Annotated in this window: 17 protein-coding genes and 4 tRNA genes; 14 read left to right on the top strand and 7 right to left on the bottom strand. The window is 57.3% G+C overall.

Annotated features, from left to right (window positions below; all coding sequences use genetic code 11):
* The first annotated feature begins 77 nt into the window (after positions 1-77).
* Entirely contained in the window at positions 78-2258 is a 2181-nt protein-coding gene (locus KEHDKFFH_RS16085) for a malate synthase G (protein WP_104322850.1), read from the top strand.
* 149 nt (positions 2259-2407) lie between these two features.
* Here the strand turns inward: KEHDKFFH_RS16085 and folD are convergent, their stop codons facing one another.
* Positions 2408-3265: a bifunctional methylenetetrahydrofolate dehydrogenase/methenyltetrahydrofolate cyclohydrolase FolD gene (folD, locus tag KEHDKFFH_RS16080; protein WP_104322849.1), complete on the bottom strand. Its 858-nt coding sequence runs from the start codon at positions 3263-3265 to the stop codon at positions 2408-2410.
* A gap of 233 nt (positions 3266-3498) precedes the next feature.
* On the opposite strand from folD, the gene KEHDKFFH_RS16075 reads away from it, so the two are divergent.
* The 10 genes from KEHDKFFH_RS16075 (at position 3499) to KEHDKFFH_RS16030 (ending at position 12785) form a co-directional block, all read left to right on the top strand.
* Positions 3499-3575: transfer RNA gene (locus KEHDKFFH_RS16075), tRNA-Pro, on the top strand.
* A gap of 32 nt (positions 3576-3607) precedes the next feature.
* Positions 3608-3684, top strand: a tRNA-Arg gene (locus tag KEHDKFFH_RS16070).
* A gap of 75 nt (positions 3685-3759) precedes the next feature.
* Positions 3760-3835, top strand: a tRNA-His gene (locus tag KEHDKFFH_RS16065).
* A gap of 79 nt (positions 3836-3914) precedes the next feature.
* Positions 3915-3999: transfer RNA gene (locus KEHDKFFH_RS16060), tRNA-Leu, on the top strand.
* Between the two features lie 223 nt (positions 4000-4222).
* Positions 4223-5527 carry a trigger factor gene (tig, locus tag KEHDKFFH_RS16055; protein ID WP_104322848.1) on the top strand — a complete coding sequence of 435 codons (1305 nt, stop codon included), beginning with the start codon at positions 4223-4225 and terminating at the stop codon, positions 5525-5527.
* 172 nt (positions 5528-5699) lie between these two features.
* Positions 5700-6335, top strand: a complete 636-nt coding sequence (gene clpP / locus KEHDKFFH_RS16050) for an ATP-dependent Clp endopeptidase proteolytic subunit ClpP (RefSeq protein WP_064228914.1) — start codon at positions 5700-5702, stop codon at positions 6333-6335.
* Between the two features lie 76 nt (positions 6336-6411).
* Entirely contained in the window at positions 6412-7695 is a 1284-nt protein-coding gene (gene clpX, locus KEHDKFFH_RS16045) for an ATP-dependent Clp protease ATP-binding subunit ClpX (RefSeq protein ID WP_104322847.1), read from the top strand.
* A 161-nt stretch (positions 7696-7856) separates the two neighbouring features.
* Complete coding sequence (lon, locus tag KEHDKFFH_RS16040; RefSeq protein WP_104322846.1) at positions 7857-10274, top strand: endopeptidase La; 2418 nt, start codon at positions 7857-7859, stop codon at positions 10272-10274.
* A 238-nt stretch (positions 10275-10512) separates the two neighbouring features.
* The gene (locus tag KEHDKFFH_RS16035; RefSeq protein ID WP_008174603.1) at positions 10513-10785 is read left to right on the top strand and encodes an HU family DNA-binding protein; all 273 of its coding nucleotides are present in this window, start codon (positions 10513-10515) and stop codon (positions 10783-10785) included.
* A 155-nt stretch (positions 10786-10940) separates the two neighbouring features.
* Positions 10941-12785 carry a SurA N-terminal domain-containing protein gene (locus KEHDKFFH_RS16030; RefSeq protein ID WP_104322845.1) on the top strand — a complete coding sequence of 615 codons (1845 nt, stop codon included), beginning with the start codon at positions 10941-10943 and terminating at the stop codon, positions 12783-12785.
* Positions 12786-12866: 81 nt separating this feature from the next.
* Here KEHDKFFH_RS16030 and KEHDKFFH_RS16025 read toward each other — a convergent pair whose 3' ends face one another.
* From KEHDKFFH_RS16025 to KEHDKFFH_RS16010, 4 genes are all read right to left on the bottom strand, one after another.
* Positions 12867-13295: an early set domain-containing protein gene (locus tag KEHDKFFH_RS16025; protein WP_104322844.1), complete on the bottom strand. Its 429-nt coding sequence runs from the start codon at positions 13293-13295 to the stop codon at positions 12867-12869.
* Between the two features lie 72 nt (positions 13296-13367).
* Positions 13368-16532, bottom strand: coding sequence for a pullulanase-type alpha-1,6-glucosidase (gene pulA, locus KEHDKFFH_RS16020; protein WP_104322843.1), 3165 nt, complete (start codon positions 16530-16532; stop codon positions 13368-13370).
* Between the two features lie 218 nt (positions 16533-16750).
* A complete protein-coding gene (locus KEHDKFFH_RS16015) occupies positions 16751-18076 on the bottom strand; it encodes a carbohydrate porin (protein WP_104322842.1) in 1326 nt (441 codons plus the stop codon).
* Positions 18077-18355: 279 nt separating this feature from the next.
* Positions 18356-19228, bottom strand: coding sequence for a MurR/RpiR family transcriptional regulator (locus tag KEHDKFFH_RS16010; RefSeq protein ID WP_064228920.1), 873 nt, complete (start codon positions 19226-19228; stop codon positions 18356-18358).
* Between the two features lie 211 nt (positions 19229-19439).
* Here KEHDKFFH_RS16010 and zwf point away from each other — a divergent pair, with 211 nt between their 5' ends.
* Genes zwf through KEHDKFFH_RS15995 form a run of 3 tightly spaced genes read left to right on the top strand, consistent with a single transcriptional unit; the run spans position 19440 to position 22298 of the window.
* The gene (gene zwf / locus KEHDKFFH_RS16005; RefSeq protein ID WP_104322841.1) at positions 19440-20915 is read left to right on the top strand and encodes a glucose-6-phosphate dehydrogenase; all 1476 of its coding nucleotides are present in this window, start codon (positions 19440-19442) and stop codon (positions 20913-20915) included.
* Complete coding sequence (gene pgl / locus KEHDKFFH_RS16000) at positions 20908-21621, top strand: 6-phosphogluconolactonase (protein WP_104322884.1); 714 nt, start codon at positions 20908-20910, stop codon at positions 21619-21621. The genes zwf and pgl overlap by 8 nt, the downstream gene beginning before the upstream one ends.
* 29 nt (positions 21622-21650) lie before the next feature.
* Complete coding sequence (locus KEHDKFFH_RS15995) at positions 21651-22298, top strand: bifunctional 4-hydroxy-2-oxoglutarate aldolase/2-dehydro-3-deoxy-phosphogluconate aldolase (protein ID WP_064229015.1); 648 nt, start codon at positions 21651-21653, stop codon at positions 22296-22298.
* Positions 22299-22896: 598 nt separating this feature from the next.
* Here the strand turns inward: KEHDKFFH_RS15995 and pyk are convergent.
* Together pyk and gap are read right to left on the bottom strand one after the other, a co-directional pair.
* Complete coding sequence (pyk, locus tag KEHDKFFH_RS15990) at positions 22897-24345, bottom strand: pyruvate kinase (RefSeq protein WP_104322840.1); 1449 nt, start codon at positions 24343-24345, stop codon at positions 22897-22899.
* Positions 24346-24413: 68 nt separating this feature from the next.
* Positions 24414-25418, bottom strand: a complete 1005-nt coding sequence (gene gap, locus KEHDKFFH_RS15985; protein WP_104322839.1) for a type I glyceraldehyde-3-phosphate dehydrogenase — start codon at positions 25416-25418, stop codon at positions 24414-24416.
* Positions 25419-25574 lie beyond the last annotated feature (156 nt).

Raw genomic sequence — 25574 nt, 5'->3', positions numbered from 1 at the left:
AATGCGGCGCTCAAATTAGAATGCCCCCTCAAGATGAAGGGGGAGTCGGGAAACGTAACCCACTGAGGCAGACAACGATGACAGAACGCGTACAAGTCGGCGGCATTCAGGTCGCAAAGAATCTGTATGATTTCGTGAACAACGAAGCGATCCCGGGCACCGGAATCGATGCCGATAAATTCTGGGCAGAATTTGACAAGATCGTGAACGAGCTGGCGCCACGCAACCGTGAATTGCTGGCCAAGCGCGATGCTATTCAGGAAAAAATGGACAGCTGGAACCGCGATCACAAGGGCCAGAAGCTGGACATGGCCGAGTACAAGTCTTTCCTGAAAGACATCGGTTACCTAGTTGACGAGCCTTCCGAGTTCAAGATCTCCACCTCCAATGTGGATCCGGAAGTTGCAACCATGGCGGGCCCGCAGCTGGTGGTTCCGATCATGAATGCCCGTTTTGCTCTCAACGCGGCGAACGCGCGCTGGGGTAGCCTTTACGATGCTCTGTACGGTACCGATGCCATTTCCGAGGAAGACGGCGCTGAAAAAGGCCGTGGTTACAACCCGGTTCGCGGTGCAAAAGTTATCGAGTGGGCCCGTAACCTGCTCGACAGCTCAGCGCCACTGGCCTCTGGCAGCCATAAAGATGCTGCCGGGTATCTGGTTGAAGGCGGCAAGCTGGTCGTCAAGCTGCAGAACGGTAAAACCACCGGTCTGAAGGACGAAGCCGGCTTTGTTGGCTATACCGGAGCTGCTGACGCGCCTACCGGCGTACTGCTGGTCAAGAACGGCATGCACTTCGAGATCCAGATTGATGCCAGCCACCCGATTGGCAAAGACGACGGCGCCAACGTCAAAGACGTGCTGATGGAGTCTGCGCTGACCACCATCATGGACTGCGAAGATTCGGTCGCCGCCGTAGACGCTGACGACAAGGCGCTGGCCTACCGTAACTGGCTGGGCCTGATGAAGGGCGATCTGCAGGAAACCTTTGAAAAAGGTGGCGAGCAGCTGACCCGGAAGATGAACGCGGATCGCAGCTATACCGCACCGGACGGCAGCGAGCTGAGCCTGAAGGGTCGCAGCCTGATGTTCATCCGTAACGTCGGCCACCTGATGACCAACCCGGCCATCCTGCTGAAAGACGGCAACGAAGTGCCGGAAGGCCTGATGGACGGTCTGATTACCTCGCTGATTGCCATTCACGACATGAAGGGCAATGGCAAGTTCCAGAACAGCACCAAAGGCTCCATGTACATCGTGAAGCCCAAGATGCACGGACCGGAAGAGGTGGCGTTCACCAATGAATTCTTTGGTCGTGTTGAAGATGCGCTTGGTCTGCCGCGCTTCACCCTGAAAGTGGGCATCATGGACGAGGAGCGCCGCACCACGGTTAACCTCAAGTCCTGTATCCATGCGGCCAAAGAGCGTGCTGTGTTCATCAACACCGGCTTCCTGGACCGCACCGGCGACGAGATCCACACGTCCATGGAACTGGGTCCGTTTATCCGCAAGGGGCCGATGAAGCAGGCGACCTGGATCAATGCCTACGAGCAGTGGAACGTGGACATCGGTCTGGAAACCGGTTTCCGTGGCGTTGCCCAGATCGGGAAGGGCATGTGGGCCATGCCTGACCTGATGGCCGGAATGCTGGAAGCGAAAATCGGACATCCGAAAGCGGGCGCCAACACTGCCTGGGTTCCTTCTCCGACTGCTGCCACACTGCATGCCACTCACTACCATCAGGTGAGCGTGGCTGACGTCCAGAAGCAGCTGGAAAGCCGCACCCGTGCCGCGCTGGAAGATATCCTGACAGTGCCGGTGATGGATGATCCCTCGTCGTTGAGTGCCGAAGATATCCAGCAGGAGCTGGACAACAACGCCCAGGGTATCCTTGGTTATGTTGTGCGCTGGATCGACCAGGGCGTTGGCTGCTCCAAGGTGCCTGACATCAACGATGTCGGCCTGATGGAAGACCGTGCGACACTGCGTATTGCCTCCCAGCTGCTGGCGAACTGGCTGCACCATGGTGTCTGCTCCGAAGAGCAGATCATGGAAACCATGAAGCGCATGGCTGCGGTGGTCGACAAGCAGAACGCCGGTGATCCGGCCTATCGCCCGATGGCCGGGAACTTTGACGACAGCGTCGCCTTCCAGGCAGCGCTGGATCTGGTTCTCAAGGGTCGGGAGCAGCCGAACGGCTACACCGAGCCGCTGCTGCACGCCTACCGTCTGAAGGCGAAAGCCAAGTACGGGCAGTAAGCGCTGCGCATAAAAAACCCCGCCGCGGCGGGGTTTTTTGTGGCTTGTCGGATTACGGCTTAGCCTAATCCGACCTACCTGACTACACCAAAACCTGCGCTCTCTCGTAGGTTGGATTAGGCGGAGCCGTAATCCAACAGAAGTCGAGCTCAGTCCTTGTGCAGTACGTCAGCGGCGTACAGGGTGTTCTGCAGCAGGGTCGCGATGGTCATCGGCCCTACACCACCTGGAACCGGCGTAATATAGGCCGCACGTTCAGCCGCGGCTGCGAAATCCACATCGCCATGCAGTTTTCCGTCTTCCATACGGTTGATGCCCACATCAATCACGGTTGCCCCCGGTTTCACCCAATCGCCCCTGATCAGACCGGGCTTGCCGACGGCAGCCACCAGGATGTCCGCCTCCCGGACAAATTTTTCGAGATCCGGTGTGAATCGATGACAGACGGTAATGGTGGCACCCTTGAGCAGCAATTCCATGCTCATGGGGCGGCCAACAATGTTGGAAGCGCCCACAATCACGGCATGCTGGCCCTTATAGGGGGTTTCGATGCTGTCGAGCAGGGTGATGATCCCAGCTGGCGTGCAGGGCCGCAAAGTGGGTTTGCGCTGCATCAGGCGGCCGATGTTATAGGGATGGAACCCGTCGACGTCTTTGTCCGGGCGGATCTTGACCAGAATCGGGTCTGCATCAAGATGAGCGGGCAGCGGAAGCTGTACCAGGATTCCGTCCACGGTCGGGTTTTCATTCAGCTCATCAATCAGCGCTTCCAGGGCTTCCTGGGAAGTGTCTTCCGGCAGATCGTATGAGAGGGAGAGAATTCCTGCCTGGTCGCAGGCCTTGCGTTTGTTGCCTACGTAAACATGGGATGCGGGATCGTTGCCGACCAGCACCACGGCCAGTCCTGGAGCGCGCAGCCCCTGCTGTGTGCGTGCTTCCACCCCGGCGGCGACCTGCTGTCTTACTTCTGCGGCAATTGCTTTTCCGTTGATCAGTTTGGCGGTCATGTCTCGTCTTGTCGGTTGGGCATCGGTAAATTGAAGGACGGGCATTGTCTCATGCTTCCATCGGAACTCCAATTGGGCGGTTGGGTGGCGCGGCCTGGAGGGACTTTCGGCAACGCGCTTTGTCACTGAAGAGACTGTTGTTTCAGGGAATTTGGAAATCCGTGTTGACGGGACCCTCCGGCGCCGGTAATATGCGCGCCAACTTTGCTGAGGCACTTGTTGTTCAGTTCAAACGGGGTATAGCGCAGTCTGGTAGCGCGCCTGCTTTGGGAGCAGGATGTCGGGAGTTCGAATCTCTCTACCCCGACCATTTTCTGGATGTTCAGGTGGGCGAACGGTCAAGCGCCCGTAGCTCAGCTGGATAGAGCACCCGCCTTCTAAGCGGGTGGTCGCAGGTTCGAGTCCTGCCGGGCGCGCCATCAAGTCGTCGGCTTGGTCCGCGCCGGAGCGACCGTAACCAGCAAAGTTGAAAAGTAAAGGCATGTCCCGATGTGGTGGACGTAGCTCAGTTGGTAGAGCTCAGGATTGTGACTCCTGCGGTCGAGGGTTCGAACCCCTTCGTCCACCCCACTTTTCTTTAAGAGTTGATTCCGCGTTTGTTGAATAGATTGATGGCACTCTGGCCATCGGGCATTCTTCATTCTGTTGTGCGCGAGTGGCGGAACTGGTAGACGCGCTGGATTTAGGTTCCAGTGGGGCAACCCGTGAGAGTTCGAGTCTCTCCTCGCGCACCACCCCTTTCTTTTTTCTGTTTCGTCCCCATCTCTCTTTTTACCCGATTTACCAGCCGTGTTTTCAAGTGATATCAAACTGCGCAGCAGGGTGATTCTCTCGGCGGTGCAAAGCATGATAAGCTACCGGCTTTTAATTTTCGGTCCTTTTGCGGGGATTTTCCCGGAATCGGACTTTTAGTTTTAATTTCATTCACATACCGAACCTGTAATTTGAGGATCTTCCATGCAAGTGTCTGTTGAAACGACCTCCAACATCGAGCGTCGCATGACGATTGGTGTGCCCGCCCAGGAAATCGACCAGGCGGTCCAGAAACGCCTGCAGGAAACCGCGCGTACCGTGCGCCTGAACGGTTTCCGTCCGGGTAAGGTGCCCATGAGCGTCGTCAAACGTCGTTTCGGTGACAGCGTCCGCCAGGAAATCGTTGGCGAGGTTATGCGCGACAACTACATCAAGGCACTGCAGGAACAGGATATCAACCCGGCAGGTTGGCCGAAGTTTGAGCCGAAAACCATGGAAGAGGGCAAGGACCTGGAGTTCGTTGCCATCTTCGAAGTGCTGCCGGAAATCGAACTGGGCGATCTGAGCAAGATTTCAGTCGAGAAGCTGACCTCCGAGATCACCGACAAAGACGTCGACAACATGATCGATAACCTGCGTCGTCAGCAGGCCACCATGAAAGAAGTCAAGCGTAAGTCCAAGAACAAGGACGTGCTGACCATCGATTTCAAAGGCTTCATCGACGGTGAAGAGTTTGAGGGCGGAGCGGCCGAAGGTCACCGGCTGACTCTGGGTTCCGGTCAGATGATCCCAGGCTTCGAGAAGGCGATCGTTGGTGGTAAGGCCGGCGAGGACATGGAGATCGAGGTTACCTTCCCGGAGGACTACCACAACGAAGATCTGGCGGATAAGCCGGCCAAGTTCGAGATCAAGATTCACAAGGTTGAAGAGCCCCAGTTGCCCGAGCTCGACACCGAATTCTTCAAGAAGTTCGGTATTGATGCCGAAGACGAAGCGACCTTCCGCGAAGAAGTTAAAAAGAACATGGAGCGCGAGCTCAAGCAAGCGGTTTCCAACAAGGTCAAGAACGACGTTGTTGACGGCCTGCTGGAAACCACTGAGCTGGATATCCCGGCTGCTCTGGTTGACCAGGAAATCGATCGTCTCCGTCAGGACGCCGTCCAGCGTTTCGGCGGCCAGATTGATCCGCAGCAGCTGCCGAAGGAAATTTTCCAGGAGCAGGCTGAGCGCCGCGTGAAGACTGGCCTGCTGTTCCAGGAAGTGGTCAAGAAGAACGACCTGAAAGCCGACCCGGCGAAGGTAGACGAAAAGATCCAGGAGATCGCGTCTACGTATGAACAGCCTGAGGAAGTGGTTGCACACTTCAACAGCAATCCGGAGCAGAAGTCCCAGATTGAGTCTTCTGTTCTGGAAGATGCGGTTGTTGACCATGTGCTGGAGCAAGCCCAGGTCAAAGAGAAGAAGGTCAAGTACGAAGAGGCCATTCAGGCCGGTCAGCCCCAGCGCTGATTTTGCCCGGGATCGGAGTAGAAGCCGGTCCCGAAGGCCGACCCCGAGAACAGCCGGCATGCCCGGCTGTTTTCATCTGGGGCCGCTGCTGGCAAAGTATGGGGTGCAACACTATTGAAACTGCCGTGGCGCGAGTCCACGACCCATTGTCCATAAGGAGTTCAGGCGCATCATGACGCAGAAACCAATCGATGGTCCCGCAATGGTTACCAATTCCGGACTGGTACCGATTGTTATCGAGCAGACAGCTCGCGGCGAGCGGTCGTTCGACATTTATTCCCGTCTGCTCAAAGAGCGGGTTATCTTCATGGTGGGTCCGGTCGAGGACCACATGGCGAACCTGATCGTGGCCCAGCTCCTGTTCCTGGAGTCTGAAAATCCGGACAAGGATATTCATCTGTATATCAACAGCCCGGGTGGCTCGGTAACTGCAGGCATGTCCATCTACGACACCATGCAGTTCATCAAGCCGGACGTTGCGACCCTGTGTGTGGGCCAGGCGGCCAGCATGGGTGCGTTCCTGCTCGCCGGTGGTGCTGCCGGAAAGCGGGCGTGCCTGCCCAATTCCCGCGTGATGATTCATCAGCCTTTGGGCGGTTATCAGGGGCAGGCAACGGACATTGAGATTCACACCCGTGAAATCCTGAAGATCCGGCACACCCTGAACTCTATCCTGGCCCATCACACCGGGCAGGATCTGGAGACGATCGCCAAGGATACCGACCGTGACTACTTCATGGATCCGGGCCAGGCGAAAGAGTATGGGCTGATTGATTCAATACTTGATAAGCGCGTACCGAATAAATAATACTGGAAGTAATCGCATCATACTTGGCCGGCGTATCAGGCAGTGACGCCGGCAAAACGAGATCAGAGGTATTTCAATGGCAGATGAAAGAAACGGCAGGGGCGACGATAACGGCAAGTTGCTCTACTGCTCGTTTTGTGGAAAGAGCCAGCATGAAGTCCGAAAGCTCATTGCAGGGCCCTCGGTGTTCATCTGCGACGAGTGCGTCGACCTGTGCAATGACATTATCCGGGAAGAGATCCAGGAGAATGCGCAGGAAGAGCCGAGCGATCGCCTTCCTACACCGGCCGAGATCCGCATTACTCTCGATGAATACGTCATTGGCCAGGATCGCGCCAAGGTGGTGCTGTCGGTTGCGGTCTATAACCACTACAAGCGTCTTCGTTACGGCGAAGGCAAGGGTGATGTGGAGCTCGGCAAGAGTAACATTCTGCTGATCGGTCCCACGGGCAGCGGTAAGACGCTGCTTGCAGAGACTCTGGCCCGGATGCTGAACGTGCCCTTTACGATTGCAGACGCCACCACGCTGACCGAAGCCGGTTACGTGGGTGAGGATGTCGAGAACATCATCCAGAAGCTGCTACAGAAATGCGATTACGATGTCGACAAGGCCCAGCGCGGTATTGTTTACATTGACGAGATCGACAAGATTTCCCGCAAGTCAGACAACCCGTCCATTACCCGGGATGTCTCCGGTGAGGGTGTTCAGCAGGCGCTGCTGAAACTGATCGAAGGTACCGTTGCGTCGGTCCCGCCGCAGGGTGGCCGCAAGCATCCGCAGCAGGAGTTCCTGCAGGTTGATACCGGCAATATGCTGTTCATCTGCGGTGGTGCCTTTGCCGGGCTGGACAAGGTCATTCGCGAGCGTACTGAAAAGAACAGCATCGGTTTCTCCGCTTCGGTTGCCAGTCAGGACGACGCCAAGAACACCGGCGATGTCATCAAGGACGTGGAGACCGAGGATCTGGTGAAATACGGTCTGATCCCCGAGTTCGTCGGTCGTTTGCCGGTAGTTGCCACTCTCAACGAGCTGGACGAAGAAGCGCTGGTGCAGATCCTGACCGAGCCCAAAAACTCCCTGACCAAGCAGTACCAGAAGCTGTTTGATATGGAAGGGGTTGAGCTTGATTTCCGGGAAGATGCATTGCGGGCTGTTGCCCGGAAGGCCATGGAGCGGAAGACTGGTGCCCGTGGTTTGCGCTCCATTATGGAAGCCACCCTGCTGGACACCATGTACCAGATTCCGTCTGAGCATGACGTGACCAAGGTTGTGATCGACGAGAGCGTAATCAGCGGGGACTCCGAGCCCTTCAAGATCTACGCGAGCAGTGATCACGCCAAGGCTGTGCCCGAGGATTGAAGGCTGCTCAGTGGTTCAAATGAAAAGGGGCGGTGACGCCCCTTTTCGCGTTTTGTATCCCGATATTCTTGCCCTGTTTCGTTTGGTAAAAATATTGCAATTTTTGCGGGCGCCCCAATGAAGGGTGATATGCTGAAGTAAATACCGTCAGAGGATTCCCAATGACCCGTATACCCGAAAATGCCGTGCAAGAGTACCCGCTGCTTCCGCTTCGTGACGTAGTGGTGTTTCCGCACATGGTGGTTCCGCTGTTCGTGGGCCGAGAAAAGTCCATTCAGGCTCTGGAAGCCGCGATGGAAGGAAGCAAGGAAATCCTCCTGGTAGCCCAGAAAGACGCTTCCACCGATGAGCCGGGCCCCAAGGATGTGTTCGAGATGGGCACCCTGGCCACGGTCCTGCAAATGCTCCGCCTGCCCGACGGCACCGTCAAGGTGCTGGTAGAGGGCAATGCCCGGGCCACCATCAGCGATATCACCGAAGGCGAATACCTGTCCGGTGGTGCTGTCCTTATGGATGAAGAGGGGTTGCCCGAGCGGGAGCAGGAAGTGCTCGTCAAGACTCTGATGGACGAGTTCGAGAAATACGTAAAGCTTTCCAAGAAGGTGCCCTCCGAAGTTTCCAATGCTCTCACCGGTATTGAAGAGCTGGAGCGCCTGGCCGACACCATGGCCGCTCACCTGGAAATGCGTATTCCCGAAAAGCAGGAGCTTCTTGAGGCGCTGGATATCCGCAAGCGCGTGGACCTGCTGCTGGGCAAGCTCGATGGCGAGATCGACCTGATCGAGGTCGAGAAGCGCATTCGTGGCCGGGTGAAGAAGCAGATGGAGCGTAGCCAGCGCGAGTACTACCTGAATGAGCAGATGAAGGCTATCCAGAAGGAGATGGGTAACCTGGGTGAGGGCAACAACGACTTCGAGGAACTTGAGCAGAAGCTTGAGGAAGCCGGTCTGCCGGAAGAAGCTCGCAAGAAGACCGAAACCGAACTGAACAAGCTCAAAATGATGTCGCCAATGTCTGCAGAGGCGACTGTTGTGCGTGGCTACATCGACTGGATGCTGGCCATTCCCTGGAAGAAGCGCAGCCGTGTCCGTCACGACATCGAGAAAGCCCGCGAAATCCTCGACAGGGATCATTACGGCCTGGATGAGGTCAAGAAGCGTATTCTGGAATACCTTGCGGTTCAGAGTCGTGTGAAGAAGGTAAAGGGCCCGGTGCTTTGCCTGGTTGGGCCTCCTGGCGTTGGTAAGACGTCTCTCGGGCAGTCGATTGCCCGCGCTACCAACCGGAAATACACCCGGATGGCGCTCGGCGGCGTCCGGGACGAAGCCGAGATCCGCGGTCACCGGAAAACCTACATCGGTGCACTGCCGGGCAAACTTCTGCAGAAGTTGTCCAAGGTGGGGGTGAAAAACCCGCTGTTCCTGTTCGATGAAATCGACAAGATGGGCATGGATCATCGTGGTGATCCGGCATCAGCGCTTCTTGAGGTTCTGGATCCGGAGCAGAATCACACATTCAACGATCACTACCTGGAAGTGGATTACGATCTGTCCGATGTGATGTTCGTGTGCACCTCCAACTCCATGGATATTCCGCCGGCGCTGCTGGACCGGATGGAAATCATCCGCATCCCCGGATATACCGAGGACGAGAAGGTCAACATTGCCCTGCGTTATCTGTTGCCCAAGCAGATCAAAGCCAATGGCCTGCGCAAGGACGAGCTGAAGCTGCCGGAAGATACCCTCCGGGACCTGATCCGCTACTACACCCGTGAAGCCGGTGTGCGTGGCCTGGAGCGCGAGATCGCGAAGATCTGCCGCAAGGTGGTACGGGACCACGTGGAGAGTGGCGACAAGGCGTCTGTGACCCTGAGTCAGGACATGCTTGAAGACTACTCGGGGGTCAAGAAGTTCAAGTATGGTCTGGCCGAGGAAAAGAACGAGATCGGTCAGGTGACCGGTCTGGCCTGGACCCAGGTAGGCGGCGAGCTGCTGCACATTGAATGTGCACTCACACCGGGCAAGGGCCGGGTGGTCAAGACCGGTTCCCTGGGTGACGTGATGCAGGAATCCATCCAGACAGCCCTGACGGTGGTACGCAGCCGCGCACCCGGCCTGGGTATTGCGGATGATTTCCACGAGAAACACGATCTGCACGTCCACGTACCGGAAGGTGCAACGCCGAAAGACGGCCCGAGTGCCGGTATCGGTATGTGCACGGCGCTGGTTTCTTCACTGACCAAGATTCCGGTTCGCGCCGACGTGGCAATGACCGGTGAAATTACCCTGCGCGGGCGTGTACTGGCCATCGGCGGCTTGAAGGAAAAGCTGCTAGCGGCGCACCGGGGTGGCATCAAGACGGTGATTATTCCTGATGAAAATGTTCGGGATCTCAAAGAGATACCGGAGAACATCAAGGAATCGCTGGAGATTCGTCCGGTGAAGTGGATAGACGAAGTGCTGGATATTGCACTGGCGTATCCACCCGAGCCCAGGACCCAGGATTCATCTCCGGAAACCGGATCCGGGAAGCCCCGTGATGAAGAGGGCGACGCGTCAGAGCGCATAAATACACATTAAAGCCTTGATGAGTTGTTGACATGCCTGAGAGCCCATTGGTATAACTGTTTCGCCGTGAAGCAGCCAATACCAAGGGCTCCCGCGCAGTAAGTGCCTATTCCGAATGCCGGTATAAAGCCGAAAGGAATAAGAAAACTGAAGAATGGAATTCTCTGACCGCTTATGCGATAGTCGAGAACGTCCGAGAAAAAACAATCCAACCTATAACATCTTCAACCTGAAATCGAAGGGGTTTAGTGTGAACAAGTCCGAACTTATCGATGCAATTGCAGAGTCCGCAGATATTTCCAAAGCCGCCGCTGGCCGTGCTCTGGACGCAATGACCAACTCCATCACCGGTGCCCTGAAAAAAGGCGATCAGGTAACTCTGATCGGTTTTGGTACCTTCTCCGTTAAAGAGCGTGCTGCTCGTACCGGTCGTAACCCGCAGACTGGTGCCGAGATCAAGATTCCGGCCTCCAAAGTGCCTGGGTTCAAAGCAGGCAAGGCCCTGAAAGACGCCGTTAAGTAACGGTTCTTTCTCCGGTGGCTCCTGTCACAGGGAGCCACCCACGAAGAATTCAAGGCGCATTCCAGACCGGGTGCGCCTTTTTACGTTAGGTCCGCCCGTAACAGCGCGCTGAAACGAAAAAACCGCACCACCTTGAACAGGGATCCGGGAGAAACATGCTTCAAGATATTCGGAACAATGCCCAGGGCACGATTGCCAAGGTCATCATTGGTCTTCTCATTGTGTCGCTATCCATCTGGGGAATGGACGCCATTGTTGGCGGCTTCTCCGGCGAGCCTGAGGTGGCAACGGTCAATGGCGAGGATATTACCGAGCGGGAGTTTTTCCGCGTGGTGCAGATGGAGAGCCAGCGCCGGCTGTCCAGGATGGAAAACCCCGACCCTTCCATGCTCGACGAAGATCAGATTCGCACAGACGTGCTGGATTCCCTGATCCAGGAACAGGTCCTGATCCAGGATGCCAATGCCCAGGGCCTGGAACTGGATGATGCCGATATCGATGCGTTGATTACCCAGATGCCGCAGTTCCAGGTGGATGGGCAGTTCAACCGTGACCGGTTCGTTTCCACGGTGCGCAACATGGGCATGGGGGTCGGTGAATTCCGTGAAGCCATGCGCAAGCAGTATGTGGTTAACCAGATCCGTGCAGGCATCGTCCAGAGTGGCCTGGTGGCGGATGAAAACGCCGGGCAACTGCTCCAGATCCAGAATCAGACCCGCAGTTTCCGGGTGCTGAATATTCCCGCCAGCGCAGTTGCGGATACCGTCTCGGTTACTGAGGCTGATATTGAAGCCTTCTATGGAGAGAATTCAGCAGCATTCCAGAAGCCGGAGCGGGTCGATGCTGCCTATATCACCCTGTCCCAGGGCGCCCTCGCCGAGAGCATTGAAATTGACGATGCGGAGCTTCAGGCCTATTACGAGCAGCGGTCGGCTGATCTGGCGAGCGAGGAGCGTCGTGCGGCTCATATCCTGATCGAAGAGGGCAGCGACGCGGACGAAACCATGGCGACTATCCAGGAGCGCCTGGCGGCTGGTGAATCCTTTGCGGATCTCGCCCGGGAGTATTCGATTGATACCGTCTCTGCTGAGGAAGGCGGCGATCTGGGTTATGCCGGCCGGGGTATCTACGCCGAGGCTTTCGAGGAGGCTTTATTCGCCCTTGAAGAGGGGGAAGTTTCCGAGCCGGTTCGTACGTCGTTCGGTGTCCATCTGATTCGCCTGGAAGATGTGAGGGAGTCAGAGGTGCCGTCTCTGGCTGAAATGGAAGAGCAGCTGCGTCGTGAACTGGCTCGCGAACAGGCCAGGGAGCGTTTTGCGGAGGTTCGTGCCGAGCTTGCCGACTCTGCCTATGCAGCCGATGATCTGGCCGGCCCCGCGGAAGAGCTTGGGCTCGAAGTGCGTGAGGCCACTGGTATTACCCGCCAAGGTGGCCAGGCTCCGTTTGATCATGCCGGGCTGGTTCGGCAACTGTTCTCCGAGGATGTTCTGGAGGCTGGCTACAATACCGAGTTGATTGATGTCGGTGACAACGTGTCTGTTGTTGCGCGGGTTCGTGAGTACCATGAGGCCGAACAGCTGCCGCTGGACGCGGTTCGTGATCAGATCCGTGCCACACTTGAGCAGCGCAAGACACGTGAGGCTCTCGATGAAAGGGCCGATAAGATTATCGCTGACCTTGAAGCGGGCGAGACTCCTGAGGGTATTGATGAATGGTCGAGCTATGAAGGGCTGGCCCGGAACGCCTCGGATGTTGGGCCCGCTATTCTGCAACAGGTCTTTTCGCTGCCCCGTCCTGCGGATAACACCCGTTTCGGCAAGGCTGTTACGGCCAATTCAGCTGCTGTGATCGCGTTGGACGAGGTCACCGATGGCCAGGTGGCCGAAGAAGGTACTGAACTGAACCAGCTCCGTGAGTTCCTGGCATCGCTTGAAGGGCAGCGTGAATACGCCGCCTACCAGCAGTTCCTGAGGAACCGGGCGGAAGTCGAGAGACCCTGATGTCTGCTCCATAAAGAGGGCGCCGAATGGCGCCCCTTGAGAAGATTTGAAAAGCCCGGTGCGCATGCCCGGGCTTTTCTTTTATTCGGCCTTCTTGATATAGACCTGTGGCACTTCGCCCGAGGTGTCAAAGTAAAAGCCGTAGACTGCCGACTCCGGTGGTGTGAAACGGAAGTTCTCGAACACCGCGGAACAGTTGGCGTTTACCGGCTTGTCCAGCTCAACCTCCTTGTCGTCGGCCTCTGAGAGATAGCCACAGTTGGTGCCACTGCTCCAGTTAGCATCGCCAAACTTGAATTCGTAGGGCTGACCGTCCGCTTTCAGTTCCACTTCAGTCCGGTACAGCCCGCTGTCGACCTTCTTCACTTTGTACTCTGGCAGTGCATCCCACCAGGCAAACTGGCCTCTGAGATACAGCGAGTCACTGTAGTCTCGCTCGCCCCCGGTCGTCGCGCAACCGGTGACGGCCAGAACGGAAGCCAGGGCGAGAGTGTGGAGGTTCATGTTCATGGGTGTTCTCCTTCTTTTTGTAGAAGCCACCGGGTGGTCCGGTGGCTGTTTGGTGGTCCCAGTACCCGCCGGTCAGCGGGCAAAGACGCCAACGGACAGTGCGGGAACGGAGAAATCGCCGCCCGACGCGCTGGCCGTGCTGGTTGGCGAGGTGTCCGCCAAGACAGAAAAGGTGCCGGTCAGCGCCGTACTCAGAGTCTGGGTGGTATTGCTGGCATTGATCACAACAACAATCTCGTCGTTGGCGGCATCCAGATCTGCAAGCTCGTTCGTGGCGTCATCCAGCAGGCTGTAACCGATCACTCCCGGAATCTGCCCGACGCCGGTATTCAGGAAGCGCAGGCGATTCTGGATAGCCTCGGCCGTTTGCAGGCGGAACAGCGGGCTGTCCCTGCGCACGGTCAGAAGCTCGCCGACCTGTTCGTTGGTGTAGGCAATCGCTTCAGGCGTCGGCGCTGCACCGGCTCCTGCGGACTGAATCACTTCGCTGATGAGATCCCAGTTCGAGCCGTCCTTGTCCTGGCGAGGCAGGCCCCGGTTCCAGGCCGAGCTCTGGTAACTGAAGTCCACTTCGTTGTACCAGTCGCCGGAGTCGTAGCTGTCCCGTTCCATGGATTTTGAGCGCAGCAGCTCCGAACCCATATGCAGGAATGGGATGCCCTGGCTGAGGATGGGTACGGCCAGGCTGACCACCTGCATCTGTGCCCGCTCCATGGTGGTCGCGGCAAAATCTGCCTTGTACTGGTTGTTGTCCCACAGGGTCTGGTTGTCGTGCTTCGAGACGTAGTTGATGATTTCCTGGGGATCGTCGGTATAGCCGGCATTCTGCCCGTTGTAATCAATCTGGGCGCCACTCAGAATCTCGCCATTGGCCGTCTCAAAGCTGAAATCCTTCAGGCTGCCGGCAATCCCGATGCGTACCCAGTCGCTGACCTGCAGCAGGCGGTTTTTCTCGTCTTCGCTGCCACTGTTGCGATCGTTCGGTGAAGTGAAGAGCCCATTGCCGAAGCCCTGGTTGGCGCGGATGGCATCACCGCCGTCAAAGGGGCCACCGCCACGGACGGCATCCCGGAGCCGGTCGTTGAAAGAGCCGATGCCGGTGCCTGCCATATTCGACTGGATGGCGTTTTGGCCCCGGGCATTATTGGCCACTTCGCCGAAGTTCCAGGCCTCCCCGTAGAAGTAGGTGTCCGGATCAACTGCCTTTACCGCTGCAAGGGCTTTTTCCATATTGCTGAGCATATGGTGGCCCATGAGGTCGAAGCGGAAACCGGAGATTTTGTACTGGTCCGCCCAGATCACCAGTGAGTCCACCATGAGCTTTTCCATCATGGCGTGTTCGCTGGCGGTATTCTCGCAGCAGGTGGATTGTTCCACCGCTCCGGTTTCCGGATTCTGGCGGTGGTAATACCCCGGGACCAGCTTGTCCAGTACGGAATTCTCGGCAAGCCCGGATGAGTTGGTGTGGTTGTAGACCACATCCATGACCACGTTCAGGCCGAGTGCTGTCGCCGCCTGCACCATTTCCCGGAACTCCAGAATACGCTGGGTGCCGTCCGCATCGGAGGCATAGCTGCCCTCCGGAACGGTGAAGTGTACCGGGTCGTACCCCCAGTTGAAGCTGTCCAGGTCCCGGAAGGTGTTGTACAGAGCCTGGGCGTCGCCGGTCAGCGGATCAAATTCAGCCAGTACCTGACGAATCGTTTTGCCACTGGCGCAATATGACTGATAGGCGCTGGCAGCCTCGTCTGACAGATCGCAAAGACGCCCGAAGTCATCACTGATGTCGACCACCGCGGTGGGGTCCTCGTTGACCGTGGCAATATCGAAAGCGGGAAGCAGGTGGAGGTGGGTGACGCCGGCATCGGCCAGGGATTTCAGGTGCGCGACACTGTCGACGCTGCCGTCTGCGGGTGCGGTGAATGCACGGTATTTGCCCCTCAGTGCCGGATCCAGGGTTTCATCGGTGGCGCTGAAATCACGAATGTGGGTCTCATAGACAACCACGTCCTCCGGAGCGAGCATAGCCGGCGTTGAGAGAGAATCCCAGCCTGCCGGTTTGTGGTTGCTCTCGAGATCGACAACCTGGGCATACTGGCCGTTGGTTGAGAGGCTGAGCGCATAGGGGTCCGAAACCATGGTGGTTTCGATGGCCCCCGTTCTAGGATGGTAGACCGTCACTTCGTACTGGTAGAACTGCTGATCGAGTTCCGCAAAACTTCCGCTGGAGGTCCAGACACCATCGGTTTCAGTCATGCTGACCGGGTAGCCTGGAAGCAGACTGCCTGAATCGTCGAAAACGTGCAGACGCAGAGACTGTGCGGTGGGGGCCCAGACCGCGAAATCCACGTCTGCGCCGTTTACTACGGCACCCAGCTCCCCGTTATAGGTAAACAGATCGTCCAGAACACCCGGAATCTGTACGCCGGTCGCCATGACCAGATCGTCACTGCTGTTGAAGCCGGCGGCCACCAGTTGGCCTTTGAGGGCCGCTTTGATGTCCGAGTTGCCTGCCTGAACCTCAAAGGCCGGCCAGTCACTCAGGTGCGGGAATTTTTCCGCAAGGGCAGGAGCAAGGGACGTTGCCGATAGTGCCAGGGACTGTCCCCCGTCGAGCGTATCGCTTTCGGTAACATTGATTTGCGCATTCTGGTCGTGCCGTAGTTCAACCCGGGCCAGGCTACCTGCGTCCTTGATCACAACCGTGGTTTCATCGAGCCAGTGAGCCTTGGCCCCGGCGATGGTTACGGCCTCTGCCTCAATCGGGTTTTGTGACAATTCCTGGCTGCCGCTGAGGGTAAAAATTCGGTCGCCGAGGGAGCCGAAGTGCCAGCGGTGATCAAGGCCGCCCAGATCTTTTTCATCGCCCTTGTGTATGATGAAGTTCATGCACTCTCCGGCTTCGCGCATCGGGATCAGGTACCAGGCTCCGTAAGTATCGCTGACACCATCGGGCAACCGGGGACTGCTCCATTCTGTTGGAACCCCCTCGGCAAGGCCGTCGCAGCCGTCGGCAGGGTTGTTCCAGAGATGCAGGCCCCAGCCGCTGTAGTTTTCGTCAGGTCGTTTGTAATAGAGCAGTGCTTCGTCCTCACCCGGCTCCAGCAGTGTGTCGGTCTGGCCGCCGCCACCGGTGCCGTCGTCCGGCGCAGGGCTGTTGCTTCCGGATTTGCAGCCGGCCAGCACCAGCGAAAACGCCAGTGCCAGGCTTCCTGCAACCAGTTTTTGCTCAGGCATGGGAAATCCCCTTTTCCATTGTTTTTGTTTGGCTTTGAACCCTTTCGGGTCACGTTCATAGTTGCGTGATACAGCCGGAAGAACATCCTTCGGTGGGCAATTTTTCGGGGCGTAGACGGAATGGTGCCGGGGTAGTAGAAACAGTTCAGGAGGCAAAAAAAGGGGCCGGCAAAAAGCCGGCCCAGAGGAGGTCCAACGAGAGTGTGGGTTTTAGAGCCTTACCACCAGGCTTCGATCTGGGCGCCGATCTGGATATCTCCATCGACACCTTCACCGCCGCGAGCTCCTTCGGCTTCGTCACCAAAGAAGGTTGCGGCGTAGGCACGGATAACCGGGCGCGCCCAGTATCCGGGGCCTGCTTGCCACTGCTGTGCGATCGCGAATTTACCGAGGTCCTGGGATTCGGTGAACCAGGGGCGGTCGGTGTCGCTGTAGCCCACTTCGATCGCGGTGCTCATGACTGGCGACCAGTTGTAGATCGGGCGCGCAACAATGCTCAGGCGTTCGCCGTCTTTGGCGGACGGGTCATGAGACTCAGCCTGCTCGTAGACAACTGAGTGGCCGAGATCCCAGCCTTTGCCAAGCTTGATCACGCCGTGGTTGAGCACGCGCCAGCTGGATTCGAAGTAGCCGGCCACGTTGCCGTTGTCCACCCGGCCACCACTGGCATTCTCCGCCAGGGCGAAGCCCATGGAGTCAGCGCCGTACTGAACCGCAAATTTGTTGAAACCGCCCATCACGCCGGACGAGAATTCAGCGGTGAAGAAGTAGCCGTTCTCATCATTTACGCCGGCGTCTTCCTGGGCGTCGGTCAGGTCGGCCATGGCGTAGATGCCGATCAGCTCCAGGTTGTTACCGCCTGCCAGAGGGAAGGAGTAGCGCACGTCGACTTTGTTGTTCTGAACAAAGTTGTCACCATCACTGGTATCGGAGTTGGTATAGGCCAGTGAGAGTTGGCCGGGGCCTGCGGTGATGTTCTCGACACCGGCGCCATAGCCCGCGTTACTGACGTAGAACAGATCCAGTTGATGGATATCTTTCCGTTTGTAGAAGCGCTTACCGGCCCAGAGGGTAGCGCCGGGCAGTGATTCAATCACGTTGTTGGCGGAGACATAGAGCTGGCGAAGCGCAATGTCACCACCGCCGTACGGGTCGGAGCTGTTCGACGTGGTTTCCTGGTTGCCAAAATCCACGTTGTTGATGTTGTTGAAGCCGTTCAGGGCCTGGTAGTCGTTGCCCTGGCGGTTGGCGCTGTAGGCCAGCATGGAATCAAACCGGAAGGTTTTGCCGTCCTGGCTGAACAGTTCGTCGCCAAGTGCCAGTTCAGAATAGGTGTCGCATTCATCGGCCAGACGACCAACGTAGTGGCCGGTGGAGCCGCTGCCAAAACAGGTTTGCTCGCCACCGCTGCCAATGTTCGTGGACACGCCTGCCCGGGCATAACCGTGGAAGTCAACGGCAACGGCTGGCGTTGCCAGGACTGCGGCGGTGATTGCTGCAGCCAGGGGAAGCTTGTTTGCAGTAAAGCGCTTTTTATTTTGCATCATCTGTGTCCTGTGCTTTTTGTCATTTTTTAAATGTCAGGGAAGCGGAATCTCCGGTTTGCAAACTCAGGTCGACAATGGCCGGATCAGGCTTCCGGTTCCCGCGATTGCAGCTTCTGCCAATCAGACATTGGGAAACCGGATTTCATAGTGTTGTAACGTAAGGGGTAGTACATCATCCGCCCCAAAGAATTTGGGGGGTGAGTTTTCAGGGGGAGGAGGGGCGTAGGAGGATGAGCCCCTCCGTTATTCGCTTTGCTATCTTTCCTGCAGTCGTTCTCAGTTCGGCGGGAAGCGGGTGGGCTTGAGGCTTTCCTTGATCTTCTTGAGGTGCCCGAGGAAGTCCGCGCCGCGTTTCAGGGTTACGCCGGTTGCGAGGATGTCGATAACGCTCAGGTGAATGATGCGTGAGGACATTGGCATATAGACCTCGGTGTCCTCCGGAGCGGTGACGCCCAGCACCACCGTGCAGCTTTCTGCCAGTGGGGAGTCGGGATTGGTGATGCCAATCACAGTAGCACCGTTGGCCCGCGCCAGTTGGGCGATATCCACGGTTTCCCGGGTGCGGCCTGTATAGGAAATGAGCACGATGACATCACCCACGTTGGCGCCGGCCGCAACCATGCGTTGCATCAGGGCGTCGTCGTAGGACATGACCGGAATATTGAAGCGGAAAAACTTGTGCTGGGCGTCCATCGCCACAGCAGCAGAGCCGCCCATACCAAAGAAATTGATCTGCTTGGCCTGGATCAGGTAATCGATCGCGGTGGCCAGGGCTTTCGGATCGAGTGCCTGCCGAGCCTTGTCCAGGCTGGCAATGGTACTGAGCATGATCTTGTCGGCGAATTCGGCAACGGTGTCGTCGGGCTCCACGTTCTGGCCGATATAGGGGGTGCCGGTGGCGATGCTCTGGGCAAGGCGGATCTTGAAATCCGGGAAGCCTGTGGCCGAGAACCCCCTGCAGAAACGGTTAACCGTTGGCTCGCTGACGTCGGCGGCTCTGGCCAGGGCAGCTATGCTGTAACGGGTGGCCGCGCTTGGGTCGCGGAGAATGGCCTCGGCCACTTTCCGCTCGGATTTGTTAAGGGTCTCCAGCCTGGACTGGATGTCCTCAAGCAGATTGTCGTCACGGTGCGCCTGGTTCGCGGCCATCAATGGTACTCCCTGAATCATGGGCGGTCGTTGTCTTGAAAACGCGGTGATTATACCGCTTTTTTACCGGTTTTGGGGTAGTAAAAGTATCAAGAAACGCAGTTTTTTCTTGGAAAATTGATTTTTGGATGTCATTATTTGTTTAAAATTACTACATTGAGTCCTGTCGTCGAGTTTTTGCGACGGACTGCCCACCAGAGAGAAGGAACCAATGGTCAACAAGATCAATACCCGTTGTGACCTCATGCTATTCGGAGCGTTGGGTGACCTTGCCCAGCGAAAACTGTTTCCGGCGCTGTACCAGCTGGAGCGCGCCAACCTCCTGGCCGACGGTAGCCGGGTGCTGGCTATTGCCCGCACAGAGGCGGATACCGAGACTGTGCGCCAGCAGTTGTTTGACAAGCTGAAGCAGCATGTAAAGCCAGAAGAGTTCGATGCTGAACTGGCCAAGTCCTTTCTGAAGCGGGTTGATTACCAGATTCTGGATTTTAACGAACCGGACGCTTTCGGTGTGCTCAACGAGTGGCGTGATGACGCGAACAATGAGCTTATTGTTTATATGGCAACCCCGCCGTCCATGTATGGCGTCATAGCCCGAAACCTGCGCTCCGCCAGTTGCTGTACCGAGAAGACGCGGGTGGTGGTAGAAAAACCGATCGGTCACGACCTGGAGTCGTCGAAGGTGATCAACGACGAGCTGGGCGAGGTCTACAACGAGAACCAGCTGTTCCGGATTGATCATTACCTGGGCAAGGAAACCGTTCAGAACCTGATCGCTCTGCGTTTTGCCAACAACCTGTTTGCCTCCCAATGGGACCAGAACCACATCTCACACGTGGAAATTACCGTTGCTGAAAGTGTTGGCATTGAGGGCCGGTGGGGTTATTTCGACAAGGCCGGCCAGATTCGCGACATGATCCAGAACCACCTGTTGCAGCTGCTGTGTCTGATCGCTATGGACCCGCCTTCGGATTTGTCCGCGGACAGCATTCGGGATGAAAAGGTAAAAGTGCTCAAGGCGCTGAAGCAGATTACTCCGGACATGATGGACAGCTACGTTGTGCGTGGTCAGTACACCGCCGGCACCAGTAACGGCAAACCGGTTCCCGGTTACCTCGAAGAAGAGGGTGCGAATAAGGGCAGTGCCACCGAAACCTTCGTGGCGCTCAAGGCCGAGATCGACAACTGGCGCTGGTCCGGTGTTCCGTTTTACATCCGCACCGGCAAACGCCTGCCGGAGAAGCTGTCGCAGATTATCATTCACTTCAAGCCGGCGCCGCACTACATCTTTGATCCGGACCAGAAGCACCTGGCCAACAACAAGCTGATCATCCGTCTTCAGCCGGATGAGGGTATGGCCCTCAAGATCCTCACCAAGGACCAGGGTCTGGACAAGGGCATGCGCCTGCGTCAGGGCCCGCTGGAGCTGACCTTTTCGGAGACCTTTGCCACCGACCGTATTCCCGACGCCTATGAGCGTCTGCTATGGGAGGTGATGAAAGGCAATCAGTACCTGTTTGTCCGCCGTGACGAGGTGGAGTTTGCCTGGCGCTGGGTAGACCAGGTAATCCAGAACTGGAAAGACAGCGGCGAACCGCCCAAGCGTTATGCCGCTGGAACCTGGGGGCCGGTTGCCTCGATTGCCATGATTACCCGGGACGGGAGGAGCTGGTATGAAGATGTCTGATCTTCGCTTGCCCGAGGGCGTCAGCGACTGTTCAGGTGAAACGCCGGGGAACGTGGCCCTGAATCTTGCGGATGTGGTCGCCGGGTTCCTGGCTGCCCGCCTGAGAGAAGCGCCCAGGGCGAGCCTGGTGGTATCCGGCGGATCCACGCCGCTGCCATTTTTCAAGGCGCTTTCCGGCAAGGATCTGGAATGGAGCAGGGTAGACGTGTTGCTGGCGGATGAACGTTGGGTGGATGAAGCCGACGACGCCAGCAATACCCGCCTGGTTCGCGAGCATCTGCTGCAGAACAAGGCTGCGTCGGCCCGATTCCTGTCCCTCAAACAGCCCGGTGCCACACCTGCCGAGGGCCTGGACCGGGTGAAGGCCGAGCTGGCCGATCTGGCCCTGCCCATCGACGTGCTGATTCTGGGCATGGGTAACGACGGCCACACGGCGTCGCTGTTCCCGGACGCACCGGAGCTGGAGGGCGCCATGAATCCGGAGTGTCAGGAAATCGTTGCGGCCGCCACGCCCGCGTCGCAACCCCAAAAACGCATCACCCTGACATGGCCACCCCTGAGAGATGCCCGCTTCACCGCTTTGCATTTGAAGGGCGAGGACAAGCTGCAGACACTCGCGCGGGCCATGTCCGAACCGGATAAGGTTCTCGAAATGCCCATCAGAGCTTTTCTGAAGCCTGGCCTCCAGGTGTTCTGGAGCCCCTGAAACGCCCGACCTTTGTTATGGAGAAAATGATGAACCAGCTTTCCGACTACCATCGCGAGCGCGTCAGGGCAGTACTGCAATCCTCACCCCTGGTGCCTGTGATCGCTATTCAAGATCTTGAAGACGCCGTGCCACTTTGCCAGGCACTGGTTGATGGCGGTATCAACGTCCTGGAAATCACTTTGCGTACCGAACACGGCCTCAAAGCCATCGAAAAAGTCCGCAAGGCCATCCCGGACGCCTGGGTGGGTGCGGGCACCGTCACCAGCATTGCTCAGTACCGCCAGGTGGAAGCCGCGGGCGCCCAGTTTGTTATCACCCCGGGCGTGACCGAAGCCATCCTGGAATTTGGCGTAACCTCCGAAGCCCCGCTGTTGCCGGGCATTGCCACCATCTCTGAACTGATGGTCGGCTACAATCTCGGCTACCGCGAATTCAAATTCTTCCCCGCCGAAGTCGCCGGCGGCATCCCGGCCCTCAAAGCCTTCAGTGGGCCATTCCCGGACGTCACCTTCTGCCCCACCGGCGGCATCCGCCGCAACACCGCGGCAGACTACCTGGCCCTCGGCAACGTCCAGGCCGTCGGTGGCACCTGGTTGACCCCTGCGGATGTGGTGGCGGCCAAAGACTGGTCGCAGATTACCGAGATTGCGCGGGGGAGTTTGGCTGATCTCTGACTTCCGACTTGGTTTCCCCAGCCTGGAAGTTTTGGAGTGGACGCACTTTGGGGCAGGGCTTCCGGGAAACGCTACGAGCACCCCTTCGGGGTCCAGCCAGCAATCACAGATTGCTGTCGTTCGTCTGTCGCATGAAGCTTCGCTTCATAAACGCTCCGCCTCACCCATGTGCGCTTGGCGCTGGCCATCCCTGGCCAGCGACATTCCCGGAAGCCCTGCCCCAACGCGCTAGTTAAACCTTCCGATAACGCCGGTAGTCACCATGATTTCGTAGGTCGGATTAGCCGCAGGCGTAATCCGACAATCAATCTTTAAACTCTGAAACCCAGGCGAGGTCCGTCGGATTACGCCTGCGGCTAATCCGACCTACATGACGCTCTCAATGCTAGAAAAGCTGTCAGACCGAGATAACTGGAAAATTCTGAAGGAGGGAGTGGGGTATCCCTTTCCAAAAATGTCGCTGGCCAGGGACGGCCAGCGCCAAGCGCACATGGATGTGCTCGTAGCGTTTTTTGGAAAGGGATACCTCACTGCCGCCCGGCACAGACCCTCAGGCTACCAGGTCGTGCACCAGAGACAGCGAGATCAAAAGAACAGATCAGCGAATATCCGACCCGACCCGAACAATCTTCATGGTATTGGTCCCACCTTGGGCATTCACATAATCACCCTTGGTAATCACCACCAGATCACCATCCTTAACCGCCCCACAATTCACCAGCTCCGACACCGCCAGCGCATTTGTTCGCTCGTTCGGAATCTTGGCAGAATCAAAAGGCACCGTCTGAACACCCCGGAACAGCACAACCCGATGTTGAGTTGAGTGATGGCGCGAAAACGCAAAGATCGGCAGGCTCGACTTGATGCGCGACATCAGTCGTGGCGTGGCCCCGGTTTCGGTCATGCAGATGATGGCTGAGACGCCTTCAAGGTGGTTGGCCGCGTACATGGCCGACAGGGCAATGGCCTCGTCCACCTCTTCCATGCTTTCGTGAATCCGGTGCTTGGATTGGTGCATGGACGGATGCTTCTCTGCACCCAGGCAGATCCGCACCATGGCTTCCACGGCTTCTTTCGGATAATCACCTACTGCGGTTTCGGCAGACAGCATCACCGCATCGGTGTAGTCCATCACCGCGTTGGCAACGTCTGAGACTTCGGCTCGCGTTGGCATCGGGCTGGTTATCATCGACTCCATCATCTGCGTGGCCGTAATCACGGCACGGTTAAGAACGCGGGCGCGGGAGATGATGTGTTTCTGAACGCCTACCAGCTGGGCGTCGCCGATTTCCACAGCCAGATCGCCACGGGCAACCATCACGGCATCGGATGCTTCAATTACCGCGTCCAGGGCTTCCACATCGTCGGCAAGTTCCGCCCGTTCGATTTTCGCGACCAGGCCCGCGTCAGAGCCTGCCTCTTTGAGCAGGCGCCGGGCGATGTGCATATCCTCGGCGGTGCGGACAAACGAGACCGCCACGTAATCCGCGCCCAGTTTGGCGGCCGTCACGATGTCCTGCTTGTCCTTTTCCGTCAGCGCTTCCGCGGACAGGCCGCCGCCACGCTTGTTCAGACCCTTGTTATTGGAGAGCGGGCCGCCGATCAGAACGGTGGAGGTGATGCTGTGGTCACTGACCGACTGCACTTCCATCTCGATGCGCCCGTCATCGAGCACCAGAATGTCGCCCGGTTTCACATCCTCGATCAGTTGCTCGTAGTCGATACCGACCCTTTCTTCAGTGCCTGCTTCCTTGTCCATGGCAGCGTCCAGGATAAATGTCTGGCCTGCCGTGAGGGTGACCTTGTTCTCCGAAAACCGGGCGATCCGGAGCTTGGGACCCTGCAGATCGGCCAATAGTGCGACGAACCGGCCCTGGGACGCTGCCGCTTCGCGAACGCGCCGGGCTCGCCCTATGTGCTCTTCGGCACTGCCGTGGGAAAAGTTAAGTCGGGTAACGTCTACACCTGCGGCGATAATGGCCGCGAGGGATTCCGGTGAGTCGGTGGCGGGGCCGAGGGTGGCGACAATCTTGGTACGCCTGAGCATGGTTGGTGTCCTTTGGTTCTTCAAAATGGTCTCGAACAGAGTAGCGGAATCAGCCGGGACGGCCAGATTTACTGGCCGGCCTTGATCAGGGCGAGGGCATTATCCAGCATGCGGTTCGAGAAGCCCCATTCATTGTCGTACCAGGCCATGACCTTTACGTGACGGCCCAGAACCCGGGTGTGGTTGGCATCAAAGATGCTCGAAAGCGCGTTGTGATTGAAGTCAACGCTCACCAGTTTCTCGATATTATAGCCAAGAACCGGATTTTTCTCGGCGGCCGCTTTAACCGCTTCGTTTACTTCGTCCGCGGTTGTTTCCCGGCTGGCAATGAAGCCGAAATCTACCAGTGACACATTGATGGTGGGAACGCGAACTGCCAGGCCATCGAGTTTGCCCTCAAGCTCCGGAATGACCTTGCCAATGGCGGCAGCAGCGCCGGTCTTGGTTGGAATCATCGACTGAGTGGCAGAGCGTGCCCGATAGAGATCGGAATGGTAAACGTCGCTCAGCTTCTGATCATTGGTGTAGGAGTGGATGGTGGTCATCAGGCCACTCTCGATGCCAATGGTCTTGTGAAGGGCTTCAACAACCGGTGCCAGGCAGTTCGTGGTGCAGGACGCGTTCGAAATGATCTCGTGTTCGGCGGTCAGTGTATCGTGGTTGACGCCGTATACCACCATGGCATCCGCATCGGGGCTGGGCGCCGAGATGATGACCTTGCGGGCGCCGGCCTTTAGGTGTGCCGCTGCCTTGTCGCGTTTGGTGAAAAGGCCGGTACACTCAAAAACAACATCAACACGGTGATCTTTCCAGGGCAGTTCTTCGGGGTTGCGGAGAGCGGTAATGGCAATCCTGTCCCCGTTGACGGTCAGGGATTCGGCGTCGTGGCTGACGTCGGCATTAAACCGGCCGTGAACACTGTCATACTTGAGCAAATGGGCGTTGGTTTCGGCGTCGCCAAGGTCGTTGATGGCAACAACCTGGAGCTGGCTCCGGTAGTTATTTTCATACAATGCTCTGAGAACATTGCGACCGATGCGGCCAAAACCGTTGATTGCGATACGGATTGTCATCGTCTTGACTCCTTGGGTGGTCGTTTTTTGTTCGTTTAACCTCGCTAATGTAGTAAATATAACAACAAAAAAAGAAGAAATGAACGATTCAACGGTGGAAATGCCGAAAAAAGGAAGTAAAATTACGTCTAAAAACGACCACTCTAATAAATTATG

Origin of the sequence: Marinobacter maroccanus (assembly GCF_002933275.1) — a bacterium.
Taxonomy (GTDB): Bacteria; Pseudomonadota; Gammaproteobacteria; order Pseudomonadales; family Oleiphilaceae; genus Marinobacter; species Marinobacter maroccanus.
This window is presented reverse-complemented; position numbering and strand designations above follow the sequence as displayed.